Raw genomic sequence first — 24080 nt, forward strand, 5'->3', positions numbered from 1 at the left:
TTTTGACATCAAATTGAGGCGGATTGTTCGTTCAGGAATACGAGTTGGCCGCGGTGGTAGTTTTCGTGGCTGGCGCGGCTTAATAAGACGTTGAGTTTGTTGCGGTGCGGTTCAAGGGCAAAATCAGCTTCGGATACGTTTAGGTGGCGGTCCAGCCACCATTCCGGGGTTTGTTTGGCGAACTCAGCGGCGAGTTTGGCGTTCAGGGCTTCCCATTTGGCTTTGAGTTCGGTGAGATTGGCGGGGTAAGTGATATTCGTTTCGCTTTCCCCGGCAAATACTTCGAGCTCGGGGTACAGGCGCTCGCCTAAACCGAAGATCGGGAACAGGCCGTCAGATACGGCGACCAGGTGCGCCATGAGGTAAATGCCGCTATTGCGTCCCGGCGCTACCTGTTTGGCATAAACCTCGTCGGCATGCTTGTTGAAAAATGTGGTGATATTTTTATTATTGGCCTCCCAGAAGGTGATGATCTGTTGGATGACCTGTGTGGTTTGTTCGTTCATGGGGTAATGATAGGGAGAAAAACAGGGACGGCAAGGGGAACGGATTTATTTGATATTACGGTGACCTTGGGTTAATTTTAGCGGATAATGATGACTTTCAACGAATTTAAGGAATTAGCACGGCCCGAAGGGCTGCCGGTGCAGTTAAAAAGCTTATGGTATGATGGCCAGGGCGACTGGGCGCGGGCGCATGCCGAGGTGGATCAGTTAAGTGATAAAGCATCGGCCTGGGTGCATGCTTACCTGCACCGTAAGGAAGGCGATCTGTGGAACGCGGATTACTGGTATAGCAAAGCAGGGAAGGTTCGCCCGCAAGTGTCGCTAGAGGTAGAATGGGAAAGTTTGGTTAAACAATTTTTAGCGTAATTAGTCCCGTTTGTTATCTTGCTGCGCTTTGGCGATGGGGTCGAATAGTCTACGGCGATGCCGGGCCCAGTTGAGCCATTGCTGGAATGCCGGGCTACGAGGGATGCTTTTTTGGAGGGCATCAAGATATTGGTCGAGGATGGTGAATTGATGCCAGCGTTGGGCTTCCTGGAGGAGGGCTTCGAAAGCAGCCGCTTCTTCGGTGTTTTCTTTGAGCCTGGTTGCTTCGGCCTGTTCTTCAATAGCTTCCTGCTCTTCTTCAGCCTGGCGTTTTGCCCAGACCTTTTCGAGGTCGCGGGCGGCGACTTCCATGTGATCAAGGATTTCCTGGATATGTGTTTCGAGCGGTACTTTACCGTCTTTCCATTCCCGGTCGAGCCAGCCGTCGATTTTTAAAGCGAGCTGGCCGGTCGCGGTGTGAATTTGACTGCCGTATTTTTCTTTAGGTGGTGTTACCGTTGTGGTTTCGCGCAGACTGACTTTTATTCGTACTTCACGCAGGTGAACAATCGTTTCTTTGTCCTGATTAGATATACGGTAGCCTCGGTGCTGCCAGGCTTTAACCAGCGTATCCATGATGCGCAACGCCCGGTCCCAGTTTGATTTGGAAGAACGGATAGCGAGCTGACCAAAACCCGCGCGGAGCATATGCGGCATCCGATGGAACTGGTAATCCTCCTTGATGGTGTTTTGCGCAGCTATGATATAGGGATCAGGATCGTTCAACTTACGCGCAACCTGAAAGGTAGCTGTCGTTTCGCCCGGAAAATGCAGCGAATTAGCAGCCGCGGCCAACGCAGCCGGAAAATCGAAACCCTGGCTCTCCGGCAATTCAGTCCGCTCCTTCCCTGGTTTAAAGCCACCCCAAGGCAAAGGTATCGCATGATCCAAACAAAGCTGCCGCAACACCGGCATCGAAACCCCGCAAGTTGCAGCCACACTGCTTAAAGGCTTTGTCCAAATCAGTTCATAGAGTTCTTCCCGGTTAAAATTCATGCCCCTAATTTACTATGTTTAAGGGATAGAATGGATCAGCAAACTTTTAAACATATTAACCAGATCCTGGCGAGGGACAGTAAATCGACGACCTATAAGTTCGCATTGCTGCGGGGAACGATCGATCTGATCGAAGATAATTCGCCTTTTATTATTGTCAAAAATGACCGGGCGCATTTTCCTTTAGGGTTGCTAATCGAGAAATGGCTGTTGTATTATTACCCGTTGGTGGCCGTGCCACAAATCAACGGACAGGCCCAGTTGGCCTTTGCTGCCCAACTGCAAAGGCTGGTTAGTTTCTATGAATTGCGCGGCGGCTTTTCCGCGTTTTACAATGACTTGAAGAATAAAGGCATCCCTACGGAGTTACAACCGCTGTTTTTAGCATTGGTCAGGAAACTAGCGGCAACGATCACCCAAATGCCGATGAAATATATCGGTAATTCTATCTACAATAATTATTACGGTATCTACCAATATGAACGTGGCCCAAGCAAAAGAACAACTATACTAGATGCCGAATACCTTATTCGCAATTTCGGGACCTTTTCTATCCCGCTCGACTATTACGAAGCCTTCCAGGTATTGGGCAGCTTTATCACTGGGCAGGACGCTATCCTGTTCAAATGGGCCGAATTCTCCGTACAGGCTTCCCGCCAGACACTTTCCGTTACGCAGGTCCTCAACGAAGTCTTAAAAAGCCCGATCACCGCCCGTGACATCGCCGAATCCAAAGCCCTGTACAAAAGCATACTCCAAACCGACGGTAAAGTCCGCTGCGTCTGGAGCGGCGACACGCTCACACGCTACGACATCGACCACATCATCCCCTTTACCATCTGGAAAAACAACGATCTCTGGAACCTCCTCCCCGCCCGTCCAGACCTCAACAACCAAAAACGCGACAAAATCCCCAGCCCCACCCTCATCGACAACCGTCGCGAATTAATTACCCATTATTGGGAGCTGATATTCCAACACAAAAAACAACGCTTTCAAAAAGAAATACAGGTCGCCTTGCTAGGTTATCAGACTCAAAGTGACTGGCACGAACTAGCCATTACGCAGCTTAAACAGAGTTGTGACTACCTGATCAACTCGCGTGGCTTTGAGGGTTGGAATGGGTGAAAATGCTAACTTTAGATAAAAAATGTCTAAGATAAAGCCGATTTCATTACGTCGATTTAACGCCTATTGTTATGTGCGGATCCCCTACTTGTTAGTCTCCTTCAATGAAATTGCTTGGTATGAAGCATACAATACGAAATTATTAGGCACTATCGTGGAAGACACCGACGGCGAGTTTAATTATATGATTCTCGCCAGGGATAAAAGAAAGATTTTTCGAGCCTGGGATTTTGGCGACATCTATGAAAGCAAAGATGAAGCTGAGCTTGCTATGGTTGTAGCCTTTGAAAGATACGAAAATGATGGCCAGACGATCTACGAGCAAGGCGATGAAAAAAACCTGCCGCATGAATTTTTAGTACCTCAAGTTCCCGAGGAGAAACTTCACCCCTATTATAAAATCCTGGATACGCCGGGACATGAGGGCGCCAAAAATTTGATCAACGAGATCATTTACAGTTTTGTGGATGTTGATGGCAATTACCTAAAAGACTTTCAGACCACCGGCTTTGATGGCAGGCTTTGGGAACTATACTTGTATATTTATTTTCAATCTGCTGGTTTTGATCTGAATAACGATCATAAAGCACCGGATTTTCTGGTTTCATATTGGGGGCAAGAATTTGCTATTGAGGCCGTCACTGTCAATAAAAGCGAGCTTTTGGATGTCGGGAACCCCACCAACTTAAAAGAAGCATTTCTTTTGAGTTTGGATTATATGCCGATCAAATATGGCAGTTCCCTGATTGGTAAACTCCGAAAAAAATATTGGGAAAAAGAACACGTAAAAGACAAGCCATTAATTATTGCCGTTCACGATTTTCACCAACCATCAACGATGGAGCACTTGGGCTCGATGACCTGGTCAAGAAGTGCATTGATCTATTATTTATACGGTATTAGACCAACGTATAAAACCAACGAGGACGGTACCATTAACTTAGGCGTCGTAGACACTAAAAACGGAATCAGTCAGGAGTTTGTGAAAATCGATTGGCATGAATGGAAGGGCAAAAAAATTGAAGCCGGTTTCTTCTGCCTTCCAGACGCTGAAAACATCAGCGCTGTATTATTTTCCAATAACGGTACCCTGACCACATTCAACCGTATGGGTCAACTGGCCGGGCTGGGCTCACCGGATGTCAGAATGTTAAGAGTAATGGACGTTTTTAATCATGATCCGAATTCCATTACGCCGCACCACGTTTCCAAATATATCGATCAGGATGATTATGAAGAAGCCTGGGGTGACGGCCTGGTAATGTATCATAACCCAAATGCTAAACACCCGGTAGATATCAATTGCTTTCAAGGTATATCCCATATGTTCTTTGATAAAGACCGCCTTATCGTTTATGGATACCCAGAACCCAATAATGTACTTAATTCGATGACGGTTGTGTTTATCCCAAAAAAAGAATAGCGATATTTGTGCTTTCCATAAACATATGTCACATCAAGGAGAAGAAGATATTTTTGAAATTGTAGAGTCTACCGAAAACTTTGATTTTTGGTCAGAACAAAGTTTTGTACCTAGTGAATTCAAAGATCAGGTCAAAAATGCCGATATCCTTTTTGTCCCGGCATTGGGTTATGGCGCAAACACCAGTCCTAATTTCCCGCCACTGACTGAAGAATTATTAGCATATTTTAAGGAACATTTACCAGCAGATTATAAAGTTGATATTGCGATTGGTGACGAAAATTCCCCTACGCTTGTGTTAAACAGCGATTATAAGAGATTTGGAAAAATCGTGATTACATTAGTAGCAATTCCTGTATTTGTAAATGTTTTTTCAGAGTATATAAAAAACAAACTCGCGGAAAGCCCAAAGCCCAACATTACAATTATCAACACCACGAACAATCAATTAGTACCCCCAACTGTCATCCCGCAACAAAAGCCAATAAAAAAGACTTCTAGAGCACCACACCGATTCCTGGAACCTGCGAAAGTTAGTTTTACAGTAACCGTAGTAGATACAAATGGCCGGTCTATCAAATATGATTATAAAGGTCCTGCAAGTGAAGTTAAAAAGGTTACAGATGTCATTCAACAAGACTGGATCAAACCTAATGACAATAAGTGATTTTAATAAAAAACTTCAACAGCTTGGGAGTATTTCTGTCGATCTACCATTTTTAGAAGCTGAAGCCTTATTACTGAAGGCTCAAGCGGTTGAAAATAATGATGAGGCACTAGCTAAGCAATTATGGATCGCTGTGCAGATCATTAAAACTCATCGTGATTTTTTAGAAGTTTTTCGTTTACTACGAAGTAAAAAATATCAGGATGCGTGGTTCTTATTAGAACGTATCGATATAGAAATTATTTTTTTGAAACGACATTTTGACCTATCATCAAATGCGTTTAAGATTAAATGGATATCGAGAACAGTTACGTTGCTGCAAGCTTTATTTCCTTATCGTTTGTTTATCAGCACAGAAATGCTGACCCTACAAGAATCTTGTGGAATTTGTAAGCAGCAAGTATCTATTCGTAAACCCTGCGGTCACCGGATCGGAGAGATTTACGGCGGCGAAATGTGCACCCGGGAGATAACAAAAATGGACTTTATCGGCACCGTTTTGGTTGAAACCCCCGGAAACAAATATTCTGTATTATTCAATGAAAGCGATGACCCAAAAGCCAGAGATGAGCAATATGCAACGCTGGTGCTTTTATTGTCAGTTATTAAGAATCCATACGAACATTGGGGGTTAAGGATTGAACAACGGCAAATACCGCACAGTCATTATCCAAATTTAAAAGCCGATCAACTGTGTCCCTGTGGTGAGGGAAAGTCATATAAAGAGTGTTGCCTAATGGAATCCGGTATCAATTATTTTCATTATGAAATATTACTCGGGGATAAACAGCTAAAGCGATATCAAAAAAAATCAAAGCGTAAGAAATGATAAGAGTTCAAGCATATTAGCCGGTAGATGGGTTATTGCTAATAAATACCGCTTTTACCGTAGACTTACTAGTTATTTGGCACCGCGCATAGCGTTGCGGTTACGTGTGTGATGGGTTTCGCTGAAGTGAGCTTTGACGAGTTCTTTACCCCATATTTTACGGCCGGCACGCTTAGGGTTGATTTTGAAATGTTGGTTGCGGGTGGAAAAATGTAGATCAACGGCCGCTTTGCATTCATCTGTGCTATCATAATCACTGTTATGGATAACGGCTTTGGCCAAGCCGCAGAAAACCGACTCGATTACGTTAAGGAACTGGGTGCAAGATGGCAATGGGGCTAATTTAATTTCAGGCTTCCGAGTGTTGTTATGATCTTCGATATAGGTTTTGAGTATTTTGGAATTATGCCAGCTGACAGCGTCCCAGCATAAATAGAGTCTTTCTTGATCGCCATACTGCGTAATGAGTAGATCAATTAACTTAATCATTTCAAACGTATTTTTCTTTTGGGAATAAAAATGAGTGACCTGGTTGGTCGATAGTTCAAGCGCGGCGGTACAGATGATAAAGCCTTTGCATTTTTGCTTTTCCGGCACAATATCTGGTGAGGCCGCGTTATGTTTGAGCGTACGTCCACCCTTGATGCGAATACCGACCGGACCGTATTCGTCAACAGAGAAGAATTTTTCGTTAGGTTTTAATTGTTGCAGTATGTACTGGATCAGGTTGATCTTCTCGCGGAATTTCGGGTCCTGGCTGGTCAGCATATCCCGTGACTTTTTGTAGCTGTAGCCAAGGGCTTTTAAGGAATGTGAGATCTGCATATAAGAAACTTGGCCAGGATAAATACGGTTATAAATTTCGGTCAAGGCCAGGATCGTCCAACTCGTGCGATTGACGCCATATAATTTCGGAGTTTCATGTATTAATTTAACCAAATTCTTCTTGCGATCTGTGATTCGCTTGACTACACCCTTGTTCATTTTACGGGGTGCCAATTCAAATCCAGCTAAACCTTTGGTGAGGTAAATATGAAGCCAATCATTAACCGACTTGCGCTCGCAGTCAGCTTTTTCCATAATGCGGGTTTTATTGCAACCCTCCAGTGCGGCGCGCAAGGTCGCAGCGATCTGCCAGCGCCGGTGATCATTTCCGTGCCGCCATTTAGCCAGCACCTTCAGATCGGCTTCCGGAATATGTGCGATCAACTTTGGCGGTTCCCAACCCGGATGCTCGGCAAGCCACCCGTAATAAAAATCTTTAAATGGAAAATAACTATATCCCTTCGGGTAAAGCGCATGATACTTCACCCACACCGGTTTCGCTTTTGTTCCTGGGTTTTCTGCCTTTATCATATCGGGCAGCACCTTCATCAGTTCCACATACAAATGTGTAGGCTGGTGCGGTTTGACCGGCTCAGGCATATAGAAATCCATGTCTTCCAAACGTTCAGGGTAAGCAGTTTTGATCCGTTCGAATTCCTGCTTATAACGCCAGGAGGTGACGGTTGATATCTTTAAATCCTTGGCCACCTGGTAAGTATTCAAATGCCCCTCAATGAACAGTTTGCGCATCGCATTCATTTTGACTTGAGAAATTTGATGACGTTGCATGATGTTTTTTTAGGAGAACAGCTGGCACGATAGAAGGTTCTCGCATTTGATGATATAAAAAACTAATTTTTTTCGCATTAAACTTTATATTTGCTTAACCTGCCCCTAAAAAGTACTTGTTAAGCAACCAAACCTAAAGCTTTGAATCCGCTTACTTTTTGGGAATAAATCACGATGAATGCAAGCATGAAAATCAACATTTTACAAGCTTTTAATGGCGATGCTATCCATATCAACTACAAGGACGAAACGGGTGCGTCAAAAAATGTGGTGATTGATAGTGGCCCTTCGCCAGCCTTTAGCAAGAAAGGTCCAAAAGGCAAAGCGGTTTATGGCGATTTTTTTGCCCTGGTCACAGAAATTAAGCGGAAAGAAGAAATCATTGACTTGCTTATTGTAACCCATATTGACGACGACCATATAGATGGCTTGTTGAAATGGATCAAAACCGATCCGGAAGCTTACAAGCTGATCGGGCAAGTTTGGTTTAATTCAGGAAAGTTGATTGCTGCGCATCTTAATAAGCCCGAAAATCCAGAACTGGAAATAGCTTTGGCTTTAGATGAAAACTTTGAGACGAGTGTCAAACAGGGAATTACTTTCGAATCTTATATTACCAATAATGGTTTGTTGCTAACGGAAATTATTCATGCCGGTAAGGAACTTAATTTTGGACCGCTGCATTTCGAGTTTCTTTCGCCTGACCGACAAAAACTCAGTGATCTATTAGTATTATGGAAAAAAGAAGCGCCTGATTACGATACCTCCGGGCGACGTGGCGACTATACAAAAACACTCAAAGAATTACTGGAGACGGATCGCTTCGTTTCGGACAACCGTTGCGCTAATGGGAGTTCTATCGCATTCATTTTAAGCTACAAGACAAGGAAATATTTATTCTTAGGCGATAGTCATCCCGGTGTTATTTGCGAACAAATCAAAAAACTCAATTACAGCGAAAGCAATCCATTGTCTGTTGAATTTGTCAAGATTTCTCACCACGGCAGCGCTGCGAATACCTGCCCCGGCCTGTTGAAATTTATAGCTTCTGATCATTATATTTTGAGTACGGACGGATTACAGCATGGGCACCCCGACAAGTCGCTGATCGCCCGGATCATCGCACATAATCCTAAATCTACTATCCGGTTCAATTATCCAGAATTGATCGACTATATATTTTCAGAACAGGATTATCAGGATTTTCCTGATTTTTCTGCCGAAGGCGTTAACGATATACCAATAACAAATGACTGATCAATTTCGCCCTTATACCGTGATTGTCAACCAAGGCAGCGGCTGTTTGATCCAACCGGCGACAGATGCTTACAGCTACATTCTGACGGCTAAGCATAATATTACCAATGCCGGAGAAACTTTAAATTTATTACAGCGTTTTCAGGCGGAAAACAACGTTTGGAATGCATTGGATATACCTTTTAATCCATTGGTGGCGGGCGAAAATTATTTTCCTCATCCGCAGTATGATATAGCTATCATTAAGGTCGACCGGCTCCCTGGCTTGGAAAACATTTATAGAATTGATCAGTTCGACCTGCAACGCTATCACCTTGCTGGCTATCCTGATACACGGAGAAAGGCTAATGCAAACACCCCGTCAAATTGGTTCCGATGTGATTCCGATTTAACCATTTATGGCGTTAACGATGGCTCACGGGAAGCGCAAATACCAGGTAATCCTGACAAATCAGAGGTAGACGGGCATTCTGGCGGGCCAATATTAGCAGAACGAGACGGGAAAATATTACTGACAGGCATAGAAGTAAGAATGGTGGAAGCAGTTGGCGAACAATTGGGACGCATTGTTTTTTATCCAATGACGGCTTTTGATGAAATTGTTAAGGTTAATGCAAACGAGTTGGCTATTATCGAGCCATCGTTTATGCGTTGCTTTTCTTTCCTGACAAATGATGTTTTCGAATTAGATGCCGGATTTTCCACGCAAAACGTCTTAGGCGTTAAAAACTATTTATTGCACAAAGCAAGCCAGATCACCAGTGATGAATGCACTCCTGTCGCCATTAAGAACTTCTTCAATCAGCGCCTGTTGTTAGACAAACAGCCGGAGGAAGTACTGTTATCTAAAGAGATATGGTGTACCTGGCTGGAATTTATGACTATAATGAATATCCTGAGAACTACACCGATAGCCATGTCCAATTTGGAAGAAGTGTTTAATTCAGTGAGGCTCTTATTTTCCGGTTCTTTAAAAGACTGGAGTTCAGAATTGACCAACATGGTATACTCAGATTATAAAGGGTTGAATGACAAGGGAGTCGTAGTGATTGGCATGAGTAAACCGCCTGCGAATAATGAGTATATCATTGATGAACAAAAAATTCCGATGATCGCGCAAGCAAGGGCATCAAGAGACCGAAATAAAATACTAATCAATGAAGGCATGAGTTTTCCTTTTGACCATTTTAAATTCGTGCATATCGATTATTTTAAAGGCCAGTCTATTATCGCGAAACATGCAGAGTGGGCCGCTTTGACGACCGATGCGGAATATTTACAAAAATTAAAAACGGAGTATGAGCAATTATTCACAGCTTAAAGAAGAGGTGCTGGGGTACCTGCGGGAAATGTTTCCTGATATCAAAGTACAAATAAGCGAAGTGACTTATTGCGGGCAGATCAGCGTTGTTTTTATCAAATCTCCGACACAGGATCGTCTAACCGAAATATGGAATGATATCTCCAATGCGGTGGCTATATATTACCAGACCAAACTGAACACCGAATTTGAGCGCTGGAATTTATATCTCTTTTACATTTTGGAATCAGCAGCGGAAAAAGGTTTAAAGTACCGGATTGAAAATGATCCGGTTTCCAGCCGCAAAATAGTAATCGATAACTATCCTGGCGTGTTGGACGCAGCGGGCATGGCTGCAATTATCAGTCAGCATATCACCAATACCAATCTCGATATCAGCGCGCAGCAACCTGCTCCAATACCATTTACGAAACACAGCATTATTGGAACTGAAATCGATGCCGTATTGGCTGCGACCGGGAAAACCAAAGGTAAAAGCAGCATTGATGTTGCTGAATTATTGACCAAAATTGAAAATCGTTTGAAGAATGAAATTTAAGAAGGTAGAGATACAGGCTTTCAGAGCTTACAACGAAGTTGGAGATGGAACTTTTGATTTTAGTATAGGCAATAGCCAAAATGCCGACCTGATTGGTATTTATGCGCCTAACGGTTTTGGAAAGACCTCATTTTACGATGCTGTTGAATGGGGCGTCACGAAAAACATCCATCGCTTACTTAAGAAGCATAAGTTCAACATTGAACATGCCAAATCGGAGAGGAATATCAACGGCAAGGCCAAGCAATATATTTTGCGTAACCGTTTTGCGAAAGATGAAACTCCCGGATATGTTCAATTATTCACTACTAATTCAGCAAAGCCACTCAAACGGGACATAGTTTTACCACGTGCCGGAAGCGTAGATTACAAATTCAAGGACACAGACACCATCAATCGCTATTTTCAAAAAGTTATTCTTTCTCAGGAGTGGATTGATGCCTTTTTAAAAGAGGATGATGCAGCCGCACGTTACGAGACATTTATCGAGTATTTTGGCAACGGTCAACTTGACGCCTATCGTAAAAAATTAGTCGAACTGTTAATGGCCACCGATAAGCAAATTGAAGATTTAAAAGAAAGGCTTAAAGGTGTACAAAAGGAACTGGACTTTAGTGGTGACCAAAATATCCTTAAAAACCTAAACGGCAGAATCACTGCTTTGCAGACTGTCTATCCTGCCCTAAAAATTATCGAAACCGAATTTACCGAAACGGATTTTGTAAATTTTAAAAACCAGCTTACCGAGTTATTACAAGGGTTGCGCAACCGCGTAATCGTCAACAATAGTTTTTTAGCTAAATATACAAGGTTGTTAAATGGTGACGAGCAGCTTCTGGGTATAGAGCGTTACGAAAAAGCAAAAAAGGAACTCACGACTTTACAGCAGCAAATCAAACAGATTGAAAATTTGTTAAAGGATTTTCAAAGTCAGGCTGCTTCAGACAATAAACTTAGAAGCAATCTCCGTGAGCAAATCAGCCAAGCCACGAAACAGCAAGGCATTGCGGAGATCATTGGAAAATTTCCTATTTACCTTCAGTTAGCACAAGACCGGATTACTAACGGTGATCAAACTAAAATCAAACAAGAAGAACTTCGGGCCAAACAACAGGCACTACAAGCAGCGCAATCTCAGCTGAAGGAATTAGAACTACAACAAAAATCTTTGCAAAGATCTTTGACTGACATTGATCAGCAACTGAGAACAACATCAGAAAAACAAGCCGGACAAGTCACTTATGAAGCTGAATATCTTAAGCTGAGCCGGCAATCGGCTGACCAGTTGGAAAAAATCAAATCGATTTCGGCAGGAATAACAGCGCGGCAAAATACGGTAGAACGCCTGGCAGCAACAATTAAAGATATTAACCAGGACAAATTCCCATCCGGCGAACATGAAGCCTACAAACGCTATCAGCAAGTTTTATTGGCTTTGAACGAGGGCAAAAACGAACACGATCGATTGCAAAAAGAGGTCGCCGCATTAAATAGGTTAATCACAGAACGCGAAACGTTCAATCAGGAGATCCAGCGATTTGTGACTTTAGGAGCCGAAATCGTAGATAAAGATCAATTATCTATTTGTCCGCTATGCAGCCATGATCACGAGGAATACCAATTACTTGCACAGCGCATTGCCGGAAATAACTTGTTGTCTGATGCACTGCAAGGTTTATTGGCCCAAAAAACTTTGCTGGAACAGGCCACAGCCGTTAATGAAACCGCTGCAAAGAAAAACAAAGTTGACCTGGTCAATATGCTGGGCAATGAACGTAAAGAAGCTGAAAAACAGCTCGGCGAACTACGCCCTCAACAACTTGAAGCGGCTCAGGCCCAAAAAGTTGCCGATGATGCCATCGAAGAACTCAACAAGACCCGTTTAGAGTTCACCAGCTTGTTGGGGAATTTGACGTTCGATGATTATCGCACGTTGTTAAATAAAAGACTCAGCGAAACCAATACGAACCTGGCAGCCTTGAAAGGTCAAATTGAATCATTGCAAACGACAATACGCGGTCACTTGTTGGAAATTGAAACGATCAACGCGACACTTGAAAGCCTTTCTGCGCAATTAAAAACATTAACTTTAAATGAGACCTACCGAGTAGTTTTGCAATACTTTGAAAAAAACTATCCCGGAGTAACACCTACTAAAGAATTATTGGATCAGGAACTACTAAAGATTAAATTAATAGTTGACAGCCTTAAATCGGAAGCCAGTGAGCTAGAAATACAACAAAAAGCTTTAAGCTTGGCGCTTGACTCTCATCAGAAAGATCAGGTTAATGCCAATCTTAAACTACTGACGGCCCAACAAAAAACCTTAGAGCAACAAATCAATACTTTTGAATTTTATGCTAAAAATGATTGTGGCATCGATCAGATTACAAAAGCGGCCATTGAAGCAGCGATACTTAAAGTACAGCTATCACTTGTAGAGGATGACCGGCTTACTAATGAAATTACCTTGATCCAACAACAGCTCGAAAACATACTGCCTTACCTCCGTTTTGAAAAAGCTAAAGTATCTTTTGATGAGTTAAAGATTCGCATTTCCTTTATGGAAAATACGCTGAAAAAAGAACTGGAGAAAGAGCGTAAAAAAGTCGGCGAACATTTGCACAATGAAATTAAAGCGTTCTTTTATGAAGACTTGATCAATGAACTTTATGCTAAAATCGACCCCCACCCAGATTATAAAAAGATTAAGTTTATGTGCGATTTTAAAGAAGATAAACCCAAGTTGAATGTCTGCGTATGTACGGAAGGTAAAGATGAGCTATTGATTCCCAACCTTTATTTCAGCACAGCACAACTTAACATCTTAAGCCTGAGCATTTTCCTAGCTAAAGCACTTAATGTTCAAGATGATAATAAAGTACCGGTGGATTGTATATTTATAGATGATCCGATCCAGTCAATGGACAGTATCAATATTCTTTCGACCATCGACCTGATCCGCAGTTTGGTGGTTAACTACGAGAAACAAATCATTATATCAACTCACGATGAAAACTTCTATAACTTATTGCAAAAGAAAATCCCCGCCGGCTTGTTTAAATCTAAATTTATAGAATTAGAAACATTTGGTAAAGTTAAAACTCAACCTAATTGATCGACAAGCTTGGACAGTATAATCTTACTTGTAATTCGGTAAGGTTCTCCGCGTGAATAATCATATCGTTAACAAGCCCGGGTTTAATTCGGGTAAGATTAGTACCTATGTTGCGAATCTTTTGAAGTCGTTCCAGCGGTAAAGCCTTGGCCATTATACTTTTAACTTGACACCTTTCTTCCATGTGTTGAAGGATTTCGGGTTTGAAATCCTTCGGAGCCTGAATCCAGGGTTGAGGAAACTGATGCCCGGTCAATACCGCCGCAGAAATATTCCCAGCTACAAGATCATTGTAAAATCCAGGGAGGCAATTCTCCAGGTCCCAGCCAAGTGATTGATAGGCAATCTCCCGCTGATTGGGCTTCTGATAGATATTTTGCATCATTTGAAAGTTTTTAATACGTGCCATGAAAGTATCCACGGTACGTAGCAACAACGTTAGTGTGTTATTGTAGAGTTTTTCGAATGGCAGCTTATTGCCAGCGTCGCTCACGATTACGATGTGACAAGCATACGAACTGTTGTTTTGGGTGATTTTATGCACTCCCTGATTATCATAAACACCACCATCCACTAGTTTCGGGTCAATACTTTTTGCTTGTGTCACGTCCCTAAAGTAGCATTCATCAATAGATATTGGGGTAAAGGCGAAAGGCACACAAGAGGAAGCGATCACCGCGCGGGCTACCGGAAAATCCGCACCGTTAAATAATACCGGGGGTTGGTAGTAAGCATAAGTTGAATCTTCCATTTTGCGTTTGGAAAAAGTAAAATGCCGCTGAGTCTGTAAGTTCGTTGAGCCGATTGCTAGCTCAGGCTGCTCGCAAAGCGCGCTGAGCGTCGCTCCCTTATAAAAAAACTCATCATAAGCCTTCTCAATGATACGGCTTAATGGCAATAGCTTGAATTGGTAACGAATGACAAGGAAAATAAATAACACCAGCGGTAAAATCGAATAGGAAGCAAAACTTGTGAAAGGCAAGATAACAGCTAGCAGCAACAATAAACCCAAGGGTATCGCCGCACGAAGAAAAAACCATGATCGCAACACGTAGCCGATAACGCTTTTGGTAGTAATAGCCCCTGTCATTTTAGCTTCAAAAGATTTGAAGTCGCCTTGGTGCAGGCAATAAGCGGCACCCGTAATAGAGCCACCTGAAATAGTCGACAGGACATCAACCTTCTTTAAAACTCCAAGTTCATTTAACTTTTTAAGCGTACCGATGTGAAAGCCTGCGGCCCGGTAGCCTCCGCCGGATAGTGCTAATCCGATTTTCATTTCATCTTGCATGATTAAGTGCGTTTAAGTTTTGTTTGTGTTATCGACTTTAAATTAGTAAATTAAATTTGCATATAAAGTTGGTAGCTGTTGTTATCGCCTGCGATTAACATTAACGGTGGGAAGCCGATAGCTTCCATTTCTTTTCGGATACTTGCGAATAGTATTTTATCATCAGGACTTGTTCGCAATGAACACTTTTCAGGGTGAGAATGCCATTCACCGACATATTTTAAATGATCATAAGTTTGGCGGTCAAATAATTCCAGTTGTTCTTTAACTCCTTTGATTCCTCGTACATAAGCATTAGGGAACTCCTCACTATCTTCTGGTGATAAGATGGTATCTACGAGGTAAATACTTTTATGTTCAAAGTCGTAACCACCGATCAGGATACCACCAGTTTCGTTCGGTAGTTTGGTTAGCCTGTACTGGCTTATTTTGATTATTAAGGCCTGATCTATATATATTTTCCAGCCGTTTGCGCTATGAATTTCAAATTTCGGCGGTTCGTAGTTAAAGGAGTTCACCTCCATCGTGTCTCTGTTGATCCGCCAAATACCAATGGAGGCCAGGTCGCTGCTGAGGATCTTCCGGAACTGGTTAGAAGCTATACCTGACAATATTGCGAGATACTCTTGTGGTATTACTGAAGTAATGTCCCGGCAGGAGTTGGAGATACGTACACCATCGGCAGGGAATAAATGATCGCTCAGGCTCGGTTCATGGATCAATCGCCCGTAATATTGATATTCTAATTTATCAAATGTCAGTCTGCGTGCCTTATCCTCGGCTAATATTACTAAGTCGCTGCCTGTCGGGTTTAAAAAAATGGATATCTTGCGCGCTTTCAGTTCTTTCCGCGCAGCCAGGTTCCTTGCGACGGCGACAGAGGTGGAGATATCAACGATAACTTCAGCGGCTATCAGGTACTGATCGAACAGCGTCTTATTTTCAGGGTATAGGAAATTTTCATTCAAAGGTGTGACAAAATCCGGCGTGTTGAGGATGTTGTTGGCCACCATTGCAAGCCCGTCGGTCTTAAAGTTGCCGATAAACGGTGAATCAAGCGCATGCCTTACGAGGTTATGGGGTAATAAAAAATCATCATCCGTGATTACCCATTTACCAAATCCCATCCGCACTAAATTCAGGAGAAACTGAGAACCCAGGGCGCCTACACCGATCTGGAAGATAGCGGTATTTTTGTTTGGCTCGTCTTTTTTGTTTCCCCCCAGCTTAAATGCGAGGTCTGGTGAAAGTTGTACCTGTGGCACAAGCGTCCCGATCGTCAAGTCTTCGCCGGCATTGGCCACAGCCGCCTCTTCAAACAATATGTCAGCGATACCCAAAGGACCCCTGGTCCAGAAACCAAGCGATAGGCCAATTTCTTCAATGGTTTGTGCGGTCAAAAAGACATAATAATCACTGGGATAGATGCCTTGCGCAACAGCTTTGGGCAATTCCAACAGAAGTATAAGTTTTTTTTGAAGTATCTCGGCTGTTTTAGGCAGGGCCGATAATTTGGTTCGCAATGCGGCAAAGAGATCGATACCCGCTGCCGTCAAAAGCGAGTGAAGGTCTTTAAGATTGGGTGGTGTCCTACCCATAACCCCATTTGGCTGAGGTGTACCCTTCAACTGGATCAAATGGTTGTGAAACGGATCATAATCTGCCAGGTTCACCCGGCTGGCGATCAGGCTGAGGTAGTTACGTTTTTTATTAATGCTGTAAATGTGCAGGGTTTCATCATCTTTCAAGTCACTGGGAATAATGATCGTTCCCATATTAAAAACCAGCAAAGGCTCCAGTGGTTGGTCATTCTGATGCAATTTCCCGTCTGCTGTCAACGAAAGCCACGAACGTATGTCTGCCAGGAATTTTGCCGGCCGCCATTCCAGTTTTAATTCTTCATAAGTAGTTTCATAAATGCAAATGCATTGCGGCTCGTCAAAGTTCAAAGCGTTCCGGTGTGGCACCTTTGGAAAGGTTTTGCGTAAGGCGTATACCCAGGGTGACCGCTGATCCGCAACGTCAAAATGAATCGCTATGCGTTCCTGGTATCGGATATCATTAACCGGATTTTGGCCAACGTTTACATAAGTATCAAAAACAACGATCTCGTCTCCCTTTTTAAAAAAAGAATCACCATCAGCGGTAATACTGATCAACTCAATAATCGCTGAACTTTTGGACCCGACAATGATGCGGGCAAAAGCAATGGCTTTAGGCAGGTGAAGCCCGCCTAACTCAATGGCTTGTGCGGCTGAAGGAATTGGCAGGTCAAAAAAATCATCCATTATTACCCGCTCTTGGTGGTTTGCTGGTATAAGCGAAAGCCGCATTTGGTTCTTCTTTGATCTGTAAACTCGCACAGCGGATGGCATCAATTTCAAAAGACAGCTCGTCCGGGTTTGCTTTTGATGGGTGTTCCATCGTTACGAAATAGGCACCGTTTTTACTTTTAGTGATACGCTTATAATAATTGGCGGCTTGGAAATGTGGCGGCTGTAGCGTATCTACATTCGTGATTTCCCAGCTCGGTGATATGATCCTCGCGCGCCCATTACCCTGTTGCTCGATCAGCCATTTCACCTCCGCATTCGGCGCGGTTTCATTTGTACCTTTTTCGGGGCCAATGGCTTTATAGCTGCTATGGTGAGAAATGTGAAAAAAATCCCAAATTAAACGGTCTTCATTATGGTAGTATTTGGTGATCTTAACAATATCGGACCAGGCATCATTATCGACATCAGAACCCAACAGCAGTTTAGTTTGGCAGGCATCATTAAACGTTGCCTGTACCACGATTGATTCATTATTACGGTCTATATTCTGGCTATCACTGGCAAAAGGAGAATGCGCAAAAAATTCGACACCGTTACCAAATAGTGAAAAGCCAGGCACTAAGGTGCCTGCATCAACAATTAAATGACAGATATCATCATAGCAAATATCTTCCTGCGCATCACACCAGTCTTTCAATTTCTTAGGGCGGGAAAATACACGGATGCCTTTTTTATTTTTAAGACGGTACCGGGCCTCCGCGCGTAAAATACGGGCATCGCCGTCAACATTAGTTTCCACCAATACATTGGCGGGGACCCAAAGTTCCTTGATCTTTTTTCGCTCACCCGACTGGTAAAGAGTAGCATGGTCTAAGTAGAAGTATTCCGAAAATCTGCAAATATGGTCATTGTCTGCATGTGTAAAACAAACCACATCAAAATCCCCATCCTCTGCTTTATTCAAAGCTTCCGGCAAATTGATGCGTTTATCATCAGGATCGTCTTCGCAAAGCATATGTGCATAATCAATCAGGATGCTTTGATCATTTTCGAGTTTAATCAGGGTTGTATCTGCATTGCCGATAGGATAAAAAGTAAGTTTATGACTCATAGTTCTTTAATAAAGTTTCTTGCGCAACTTTATTAAAGGGAAAGACGCCTACCCTACAGATTGAATTGACATTCTGCGGGATAGCTACCTCTATGATAGTGCCTAATTTATTTTTTGGCAGACGTTTTTAAACAGATACGTTGTGAGGTAAAATAATTTAATTTTTAGGTAACCACCGCTATGTCAGTCTGTCATAAAATGTAATATTTTCATGACAAATTGGTGATAAATACATTTTCATTGGGTGCCATTGACACATAATAAGCAGTAGTTGAGCGCTTTTCTAACCTATGCTAAAATAGTATCTTTGTTTATGGCCAAAAGAATGTCTTTTAATTTAACTGACGAAGAGAAGAAGCGTTTGCGACGAAAAAAAATAAGCCAAAAATCCCTAGAGAATTATTCTATTAATGAAATCGCAGCAATACTGGAGGTAGATATAGAGCGGGCTCGTAGAATCGTATACGAATCAATAAATATGTCACCCATGTTTCCACGGCCGTCTGATCAGGGCATGCAGAAAATAGCGGCAGCTTTTAATCCGTTAAAATCGCTTGGACCGATTGCAGCAATCCTGGAAACTCAACGGCGGATAGATCAGAGTTTACGCCCTTTTCAATCGCTAGGAATGTCCCTGGCCCGGGAGCTTGCAGAAACAAAAAAGGTGTTTACCGCCACGGGTATGGCTAGTATATTAGCTAATATCGACCACTACCCCGTAATGAGCGGTAGCGCCTCTAAATTGATCGCTGCTTCAATTTTGGGTTCTGAAACCTATAATCAGCTACGCGTTACCCAGCTTGCGCAGGACGTAGTTTTAAAGGGCTTTTACGCCCAATCTGGTTTGAGCAAAATCGCCGTGCAAATCGCTGGAATGAACGATTTAACTAATCGGCGCCTGGGCGCTTTTGAATGGGCAGCGTTAGGTAGTCGGTTGCAATTGGAAAACAGCGCTGTGATGGCGACGCAGAAACATTTCATGTCATTTTCTTCCGGTTATGCAGCGGTGTTGAAAGACATCGTGCAGTTGCCGAAATGGGCTGAACACAACCCGCTTTTAGCGAAATTACCAAGCATAGAATTTGACGCGCACAGCACAGCCCTGGAAGTCATTTCAACGGAAGACGAAGATTTCATTGAGAGATCCAGTGATCAGCTTGCGGAAGAACTTATCGTAGAGACGTCCGGCGGAATTGAAATTTACCTACCCAAGTTACATGCTGGCTTCCCTAAAATGTGGACAGGCGCGTTACAGGCCCTTCAATCTACCAATGTCGACCGTATAAGGCACTTTAATGTATCGGTCCGGGAATTATTCACGCATGTGATACATATGCTTGCTCCCGATGATTCTATTCAAAAATGGAGTGTTGATGAGAAAGACTTCACCAATGGCCGGTCAACGCGGAAGGCACGATTGGTCTATATCTGCCGGAATATTCAAGGCGGTGCCTATCAAAAATTCCTCGCAAAAGATATAGCGGGTATGTTGGAGTTAATTGATCTTTTCCAACAAGGCACACACGGTATAGAACCCGATTTTACAGAACAGCAGCTTCACGCACTCCGTTTCCGCGTAGAGAGTGCTTTGCGCTTTCTGCTGGAGATTGAGTTTACTGCCAACCGTTAAAGAAGGTCATCCACTAAAATATAATAACCGTTTATTTCATCATAAACAGCGAGGCCTTCTTCAGCGAGCGGTTTCCAAACTCGCTTGATGGCTTCCGGCCAGTTGCTTTCACCTGTAAAAGTTTTGTTGACGTTGGATGAGGAAACAATGCGTTTATTAAAAATTTCTTTGGCTTTCAGAATAATCGCCCTCGCAATACCTTTACCTTGATAATCATGCATAAAAAGGTCAATAACTTTTAGATGTACATCGTCATTCATGATAAGCAAGCTAAAATCAGCTTTATGTTTCTCTTCCTGATCATTCTCGTCCCAGATGTTAAAAGCATACGTGTCAAAATTGTACGTGCTGTTATGGAACAAATAATAAGAATAAGTGAACTCTCCTTTCGCCGTAGTAAGTTTGCCTTGCATGGTTTCTTGATCGGCCATAGTGTGCTAATTGGCGATACGGTCTATTAATTCTTATCTGGGTTATTTATGATTATTTAATGCCATAATTCCAAGCGTTAGAGACATAGCCAGTATAGCCGTAGCAATCTGGCTGCTTTCTTTTTTGCCATAACGAACCTCGTTGGCGAAGTGTTCGCAGTTATAGGTTAAGAGGTTATATGGTGTACCGAGTAAGGCTTCGGCTCTTCTGATGAGTTGATTTTGTTGATAGATATTTCCGTGAAATTTTTCAATACGGGCTATACGGCTGGCCTTAGTAAAAAAAACAGCGGCAGCCGACAAATGTACGCCTACACCGACCAGGTTTTGTATGATAATTTCTGTACCGTACTCATCGCGGCCGAGATAGATCGCAAAATGCTTTGTCAAGCCGGTTTCAAATAAAGGCAGAAGAATGCAATCGCCTATTTCCAGTCCGTAGTATTGATCAAATTGTGTCATTTGCCATTGTTTTAGTTAGTCTAAGTTAGCGATAAACCATAACTTGTACAATAGCCTATGATTGTCTTTCATTGCAGATGAGTTCTCTAAAGTTCCCTGGAATGCCTTAACTTTAAGGGTTTATGAACATTGACATTACTAATAGCGAGGAGTTTAGGGAGATTGTGCGGCGGAGCCGTGCGCGGGAATTGCATGAGTTAACGCGGCGGTTGTATAGTGGGGCAGTTGTTGTATATGGTGACGCGGGTATGGGGAAGACGACTTTGCTGGAGATGTTCCGCAAGGAGAATCCGGGCGCTTATCGTAAGATCACATTATTGCGGGGTTATGAGATCGAGCTGGATAAGTCTTTGCTGGTTCCTTATATTTTGCCTGGCGGGATGAGGCCTACTGCGTTTCCGGAGTTGGTAATTATTGATGGTTTTGACGAGGTCCTCGCTCCTGCTTTGCGGGAACAAGTGGCGGATATTGTTCGTGAGGGTTGGACCAGGGGTTATAAGATAATTTTGTCGGCCAGGAAGCACTTGAACGAGAAGGTGTTTGATCAGTATACGAGTTCGATTAGATTGCGGGGTATTAATGAAGAGGACATACGTGCTTTGTATGAGTTGTATGCCCGCCATTCCAACAAGCATCCGGATCTTGACATGACGGTCCGCGACCTGGTACTGGCAGATCATAGTAACCCCGGCGATATTCTGGCGCAATTTAGCTATTTGGTGGACGATGAAGACCAGTTCCTCTATCGCAATCCCGTCATTATTGAAGAATTAGAACGGCCGACTATTATATTAGACGAAGCGCCCAAGCTGATTACTGATCTCAGAGTCGTTAATACAAAGCTATTGGACAGGATCGGCCGCAGGCCTGAGGCTATCCGCGAGTTGTCACCCCGGCAATTCGAGGAATTGGTCGCAGAACTTTATCAAGAACTTGGCTATCAGGTGCAACTGACCCAACAAACGCGGGACGGCGGTAAGGATCTCATCATCATGCACCGGAGCGATATCGGCAATTTTATGATCTATGGCGAATGCAAACATCATGCGCCGGACCGTCCGATAGGCGTTGGTGTGGTCAGTGAGTTGTTCGGACGCATCAATTTCGATCGGGCCACGGCTGGCATGGTCGTCACCAGTTCCTATTTCTCACCGGATGCCAAAGTTTTCCAATCCAAAATTGAACATCAAATGAGCCTCGTTGATTTTGTAAAACTGAGTTCCATGATCGAAACAGTACCACCGAAGATTATCAAGTAGGTTTTTAATATACTTTTTTAATAATGGACATCGCTTGGTTGTGAGCTTCTTTGACTGTTCCAAATTCTTCATTGAAGAAATAAAATAGTGCAATTTGGTATTGTGGTAATTCGAGGAAAATATATTCGTCGATGGTGTGGAAGAAATGAAAGCCTTTATTGATGCTTTTGAAGACAACCAACGAATTAAGATGTTTATGTTTTTTGGCTACGGACAAGCGTTTAAGGGAACGCCTTATAGCAGATAAAACCTGGAAGGGGGTATAATCTTTGTTGGGTAATAACATATACAACGGAAAATCTACTAAGTAATCGATTTTTCCAACTTTTTTGGAAGCCCGGAACCTACGCGTGATATTATATATCTGAAATTTATAGTCGATGAGTTCCAGCCAGCGTATGATTTCCTGTATTCCATCCCAATAGAAGGGTTCTTTTTTAACGTCACGACCTGTAAATAATTGTTGTAGCAACCGCTCCTGATCATTTAACAAGTCTGAATTGCACTGTGAACAAGCGGGTATGGTCGCTTTGTTATAGGTTTGATGCAACCCGTTCAAAGTAACTGTAAAAAAGGCCTTCGTATCTTTAACAAACGCCCAACGTGGAATAATATGCTCCTTCGTGATCGATTGATCACGCCCGCAAAACATACAAATTAAATCTTTCGATGGCGTTATCGCTTTATCGTTTTCCCGCAAAACATAATTGCGGTCGATATAATCGATCACGGTTTTGATATTCTGCCGTACCGCCTTCCGGAAATTCTGGGGCTTTGTGCTCATAGACTAATGGTCATCAGCTGTTCATATTAATAAGGAAAGATAAGATTGGTTTTGGTGTCAAGTGTGGTGCGGACTTTGGTGCCTTTGGCGGTGAGGCAGCCGGGTACTTCTTCGTCGAGGTAGCGGTCGCCGCCGGAGATGTCGGCGTATACGGGTTTCATGATGTCGAAGATTTCAGGGGAGCTGTTGTTATGGCTGCCGTGATGGGGTACTTTGAGCCAGTAGATGTTGCGGAGGCTGTCGGGATATTGGGAAACGGCCTGAAATGATTCCAGGCTGGCGTCGCCGGTAAACAGGTATTTTTTGCCGTCGGCGATGATTTGCAGGATGATACTGATCTGGTTGACTTCGGTCACATGGTCCTTTTTTTGACTTTTTAGGTAACCACAGGGATCGGTGTCTTTTTCGAGCATTTTGGAAAGCTTTCCGATAAAAGGTTCCTGTTTGCTTTCATTTAGTACCAATAGTGTTTCTTGCGCGATGAGGTTCGGCACATCTTTCATCTTTTTAAGACAGGCCTGATAAAACGCAGGCGTCGGACCAAGTACGCTGACCTCCGGCCAGTTCGCTAAACTTTGTCCGGCGAAGGGCTCAACGGTCTTGATCTGGTATTTATCCAATGTCCCAACCAAATCTTTCATTTGGTTATAACTTTCCAGCACGAATTGCCGGGCTTCGTTAGGGTTCAGATCACCATGGAACCCCAGAAAATCCTGGATGTTTTCTTTCGGCGGATCGGCCAGGTGTTCCAGCAAAAGGCCTGCGGCTTGTTCAGCAGCCTTGATCAGGATACCAGGTTTGTGCAGCCAGACCTGGCCGATCGCGGCACCGTAATGCTCTACGACCGCTTTCATTCCGCCGATATGATCGGCATCATAATGCGAAACCATAACGAGATCAGGGGCATTTTTACCAGATGATTTTAATACCGGGTTCAGCGCGTCAATACATAGTTGCGCATCTCCCGGGTGGCCGGCATCAATGAGGATGATTAACTGTTGTTTGTTTTTTGTTAGCTGAACTATGATGGCGTCTCCGTCGCCTACATTGAGCATCGTGATTTTAATGTCCAT

21 protein-coding genes are annotated in these 24080 nt (G+C 43.2%); 11 read left to right on the top strand and 10 right to left on the bottom strand.

The features are described from left to right. Positions 1 to 8: 8 nt before the first annotated feature. A complete protein-coding gene (locus JWQ34_RS12950; RefSeq protein WP_299357716.1) occupies positions 9 to 506 on the bottom strand; it encodes a DinB family protein in 498 nt (165 codons plus the stop codon). A gap of 87 nt (positions 507 to 593) precedes the next feature. Here JWQ34_RS12950 and JWQ34_RS12955 point away from each other — a divergent pair, with 87 nt between their 5' ends. Continuing rightward, complete coding sequence (locus tag JWQ34_RS12955) at positions 594 to 872, top strand: hypothetical protein (protein ID WP_367278618.1); 279 nt, start codon at positions 594 to 596, stop codon at positions 870 to 872. Here the strand turns inward: JWQ34_RS12955 and JWQ34_RS12960 are convergent, their stop codons facing one another. Further along, positions 873 to 1868, bottom strand: a complete 996-nt coding sequence (locus JWQ34_RS12960) for a hypothetical protein (RefSeq protein ID WP_299357717.1) — start codon at positions 1866 to 1868, stop codon at positions 873 to 875. A 30-nt stretch (positions 1869 to 1898) separates the two neighbouring features. On the opposite strand from JWQ34_RS12960, the gene JWQ34_RS12965 reads away from it, so the two are divergent. The 4 genes from JWQ34_RS12965 to JWQ34_RS12980 are packed head-to-tail and all read left to right on the top strand — an operon-like array spanning position 1899 to position 5915. Next, entirely contained in the window at positions 1899 to 2996 is a 1098-nt protein-coding gene (locus tag JWQ34_RS12965; RefSeq protein WP_299357718.1) for an HNH endonuclease domain-containing protein, read from the top strand. A 22-nt stretch (positions 2997 to 3018) separates the two neighbouring features. Then, complete coding sequence (locus tag JWQ34_RS12970; protein WP_299357719.1) at positions 3019 to 4419, top strand: hypothetical protein; 1401 nt, start codon at positions 3019 to 3021, stop codon at positions 4417 to 4419. A 25-nt stretch (positions 4420 to 4444) separates the two neighbouring features. Beyond that, positions 4445 to 5086 (top strand): hypothetical protein, encoded by a 642-nt coding sequence (locus tag JWQ34_RS12975; protein WP_299357720.1) that lies wholly within the window; start codon positions 4445 to 4447, stop codon positions 5084 to 5086. Next, complete coding sequence (locus tag JWQ34_RS12980) at positions 5073 to 5915, top strand: SEC-C domain-containing protein (protein ID WP_299357721.1); 843 nt, start codon at positions 5073 to 5075, stop codon at positions 5913 to 5915. The genes JWQ34_RS12975 and JWQ34_RS12980 overlap by 14 nt, the downstream gene beginning before the upstream one ends. A gap of 72 nt (positions 5916 to 5987) precedes the next feature. On the opposite strand, the gene JWQ34_RS12985 is transcribed toward JWQ34_RS12980, so the two are convergent. After that, positions 5988 to 7529 (bottom strand): IS630 family transposase, encoded by a 1542-nt coding sequence (locus JWQ34_RS12985; protein ID WP_299357722.1) that lies wholly within the window; start codon positions 7527 to 7529, stop codon positions 5988 to 5990. A gap of 186 nt (positions 7530 to 7715) precedes the next feature. Between JWQ34_RS12985 and JWQ34_RS12990 the strand changes: the two genes are divergently transcribed. From JWQ34_RS12990 to JWQ34_RS13005, 4 genes are read left to right on the top strand one after another with little or no spacing between them, the layout of a single operon-like run. Further along, the gene (locus tag JWQ34_RS12990; protein WP_299357723.1) at positions 7716 to 8786 is read left to right on the top strand and encodes a hypothetical protein; all 1071 of its coding nucleotides are present in this window, start codon (positions 7716 to 7718) and stop codon (positions 8784 to 8786) included. Further along, complete coding sequence (locus JWQ34_RS12995; protein ID WP_299357724.1) at positions 8779 to 10107, top strand: ABC-three component system protein; 1329 nt, start codon at positions 8779 to 8781, stop codon at positions 10105 to 10107. Before JWQ34_RS12990 ends, JWQ34_RS12995 begins: the two co-directional genes overlap by 8 nt. Further along, positions 10085 to 10645, top strand: a complete 561-nt coding sequence (locus tag JWQ34_RS13000) for an ABC-three component system middle component 1 (RefSeq protein ID WP_299357725.1) — start codon at positions 10085 to 10087, stop codon at positions 10643 to 10645. Before JWQ34_RS12995 ends, JWQ34_RS13000 begins: the two co-directional genes overlap by 23 nt. Further along, positions 10635 to 13763 carry an AAA family ATPase gene (locus JWQ34_RS13005; protein WP_299357726.1) on the top strand — a complete coding sequence of 1043 codons (3129 nt, stop codon included), beginning with the start codon at positions 10635 to 10637 and terminating at the stop codon, positions 13761 to 13763. The genes JWQ34_RS13000 and JWQ34_RS13005 overlap by 11 nt, the downstream gene beginning before the upstream one ends. Here JWQ34_RS13005 and JWQ34_RS13010 read toward each other — a convergent pair. From JWQ34_RS13010 to JWQ34_RS13020, 3 genes are read right to left on the bottom strand one after another with little or no spacing between them, the layout of a single operon-like run. Next, complete coding sequence (locus JWQ34_RS13010; RefSeq protein WP_299357727.1) at positions 13756 to 15054, bottom strand: patatin-like phospholipase family protein; 1299 nt, start codon at positions 15052 to 15054, stop codon at positions 13756 to 13758. The two genes, JWQ34_RS13005 and JWQ34_RS13010, sit on opposite strands and share 8 nt — an antisense overlap. Before the next feature lie 50 nt (positions 15055 to 15104). Then, entirely contained in the window at positions 15105 to 17342 is a 2238-nt protein-coding gene (locus JWQ34_RS13015; protein WP_299357728.1) for a ThiF family adenylyltransferase, read from the bottom strand. After that, positions 17335 to 18441: a hypothetical protein gene (locus tag JWQ34_RS13020; protein WP_299357729.1), complete on the bottom strand. Its 1107-nt coding sequence runs from the start codon at positions 18439 to 18441 to the stop codon at positions 17335 to 17337. The genes JWQ34_RS13015 and JWQ34_RS13020 overlap by 8 nt, the downstream gene beginning before the upstream one ends. Before the next feature lie 271 nt (positions 18442 to 18712). On the opposite strand from JWQ34_RS13020, the gene JWQ34_RS13025 reads away from it, so the two are divergent. Then, positions 18713 to 20071 (top strand): hypothetical protein, encoded by a 1359-nt coding sequence (locus JWQ34_RS13025; protein ID WP_299357730.1) that lies wholly within the window; start codon positions 18713 to 18715, stop codon positions 20069 to 20071. On the opposite strand, the gene JWQ34_RS13030 is transcribed toward JWQ34_RS13025, so the two are convergent. Both JWQ34_RS13030 and JWQ34_RS13035 read right to left on the bottom strand, forming a co-directional pair. Continuing rightward, a complete protein-coding gene (locus JWQ34_RS13030) occupies positions 20068 to 20502 on the bottom strand; it encodes a hypothetical protein (RefSeq protein WP_299357731.1) in 435 nt (144 codons plus the stop codon). The two genes, JWQ34_RS13025 and JWQ34_RS13030, sit on opposite strands and share 4 nt — an antisense overlap. 42 nt (positions 20503 to 20544) lie before the next feature. Next, positions 20545 to 20964 carry a lecithin retinol acyltransferase family protein gene (locus JWQ34_RS13035; protein ID WP_299357732.1) on the bottom strand — a complete coding sequence of 140 codons (420 nt, stop codon included), beginning with the start codon at positions 20962 to 20964 and terminating at the stop codon, positions 20545 to 20547. A gap of 122 nt (positions 20965 to 21086) precedes the next feature. Here JWQ34_RS13035 and JWQ34_RS13040 point away from each other — a divergent pair, with 122 nt between their 5' ends. Further along, positions 21087 to 22223, top strand: a complete 1137-nt coding sequence (locus tag JWQ34_RS13040; RefSeq protein WP_299357733.1) for a restriction endonuclease — start codon at positions 21087 to 21089, stop codon at positions 22221 to 22223. 4 nt (positions 22224 to 22227) lie between these two features. Here JWQ34_RS13040 and JWQ34_RS13045 read toward each other — a convergent pair whose 3' ends face one another. Both JWQ34_RS13045 and JWQ34_RS13050 read right to left on the bottom strand, forming a co-directional pair. After that, the gene (locus JWQ34_RS13045) at positions 22228 to 23007 is read right to left on the bottom strand and encodes a hypothetical protein (protein WP_299357734.1); all 780 of its coding nucleotides are present in this window, start codon (positions 23005 to 23007) and stop codon (positions 22228 to 22230) included. A 26-nt stretch (positions 23008 to 23033) separates the two neighbouring features. Next, entirely contained in the window at positions 23034 to 24080 is a 1047-nt protein-coding gene (locus JWQ34_RS13050; protein WP_299357735.1) for an MBL fold metallo-hydrolase, read from the bottom strand.

This window comes from Mucilaginibacter sp., assembly GCF_028288185.1.
Classification (GTDB): domain Bacteria; phylum Bacteroidota; class Bacteroidia; order Sphingobacteriales; family Sphingobacteriaceae; genus Mucilaginibacter.

Excerpts from the sequence above, each read along its gene's own strand:
- JWQ34_RS12950 (WP_299357716.1), bottom strand. The coding sequence starts at position 506 with ATGAACGAACAAACCACACAGGTCATCCAACAGATCATCACCTTCTGG.
- JWQ34_RS12955 (WP_367278618.1), top strand. The coding sequence starts at position 594 with ATGATGACTTTCAACGAATTTAAGGAATTAGCACGGCCCGAAGGGCTG.
- JWQ34_RS12960 (WP_299357717.1), bottom strand. The coding sequence starts at position 1,868 with ATGAATTTTAACCGGGAAGAACTCTATGAACTGATTTGGACAAAGCCT.
- JWQ34_RS12965 (WP_299357718.1), top strand. The coding sequence starts at position 1,899 with ATGGATCAGCAAACTTTTAAACATATTAACCAGATCCTGGCGAGGGAC.
- JWQ34_RS12970 (WP_299357719.1), top strand. The coding sequence starts at position 3,019 with ATGTCTAAGATAAAGCCGATTTCATTACGTCGATTTAACGCCTATTGT.
- JWQ34_RS12975 (WP_299357720.1), top strand. The coding sequence starts at position 4,445 with ATGTCACATCAAGGAGAAGAAGATATTTTTGAAATTGTAGAGTCTACC.
- JWQ34_RS12980 (WP_299357721.1), top strand. The coding sequence starts at position 5,073 with ATGACAATAAGTGATTTTAATAAAAAACTTCAACAGCTTGGGAGTATT.
- JWQ34_RS12985 (WP_299357722.1), bottom strand. The coding sequence starts at position 7,529 with ATGCAACGTCATCAAATTTCTCAAGTCAAAATGAATGCGATGCGCAAA.
- JWQ34_RS12990 (WP_299357723.1), top strand. The coding sequence starts at position 7,716 with ATGAAAATCAACATTTTACAAGCTTTTAATGGCGATGCTATCCATATC.
- JWQ34_RS12995 (WP_299357724.1), top strand. The coding sequence starts at position 8,779 with ATGACTGATCAATTTCGCCCTTATACCGTGATTGTCAACCAAGGCAGC.
- JWQ34_RS13000 (WP_299357725.1), top strand. The coding sequence starts at position 10,085 with ATGAGCAATTATTCACAGCTTAAAGAAGAGGTGCTGGGGTACCTGCGG.
- JWQ34_RS13005 (WP_299357726.1), top strand. The coding sequence starts at position 10,635 with ATGAAATTTAAGAAGGTAGAGATACAGGCTTTCAGAGCTTACAACGAA.
- JWQ34_RS13010 (WP_299357727.1), bottom strand. The coding sequence starts at position 15,054 with ATGCAAGATGAAATGAAAATCGGATTAGCACTATCCGGCGGAGGCTAC.
- JWQ34_RS13015 (WP_299357728.1), bottom strand. The coding sequence starts at position 17,342 with ATGGATGATTTTTTTGACCTGCCAATTCCTTCAGCCGCACAAGCCATT.
- JWQ34_RS13020 (WP_299357729.1), bottom strand. The coding sequence starts at position 18,441 with ATGAGTCATAAACTTACTTTTTATCCTATCGGCAATGCAGATACAACC.
- JWQ34_RS13030 (WP_299357731.1), bottom strand. The coding sequence starts at position 20,502 with ATGGCCGATCAAGAAACCATGCAAGGCAAACTTACTACGGCGAAAGGA.
- JWQ34_RS13035 (WP_299357732.1), bottom strand. The coding sequence starts at position 20,964 with ATGACACAATTTGATCAATACTACGGACTGGAAATAGGCGATTGCATT.
- JWQ34_RS13040 (WP_299357733.1), top strand. The coding sequence starts at position 21,087 with ATGAACATTGACATTACTAATAGCGAGGAGTTTAGGGAGATTGTGCGG.
- JWQ34_RS13045 (WP_299357734.1), bottom strand. The coding sequence starts at position 23,007 with ATGAGCACAAAGCCCCAGAATTTCCGGAAGGCGGTACGGCAGAATATC.
- JWQ34_RS13050 (WP_299357735.1), bottom strand. The coding sequence starts at position 24,080 with ATGGACATTAAAATCACGATGCTCAATGTAGGCGACGGAGACGCCATC.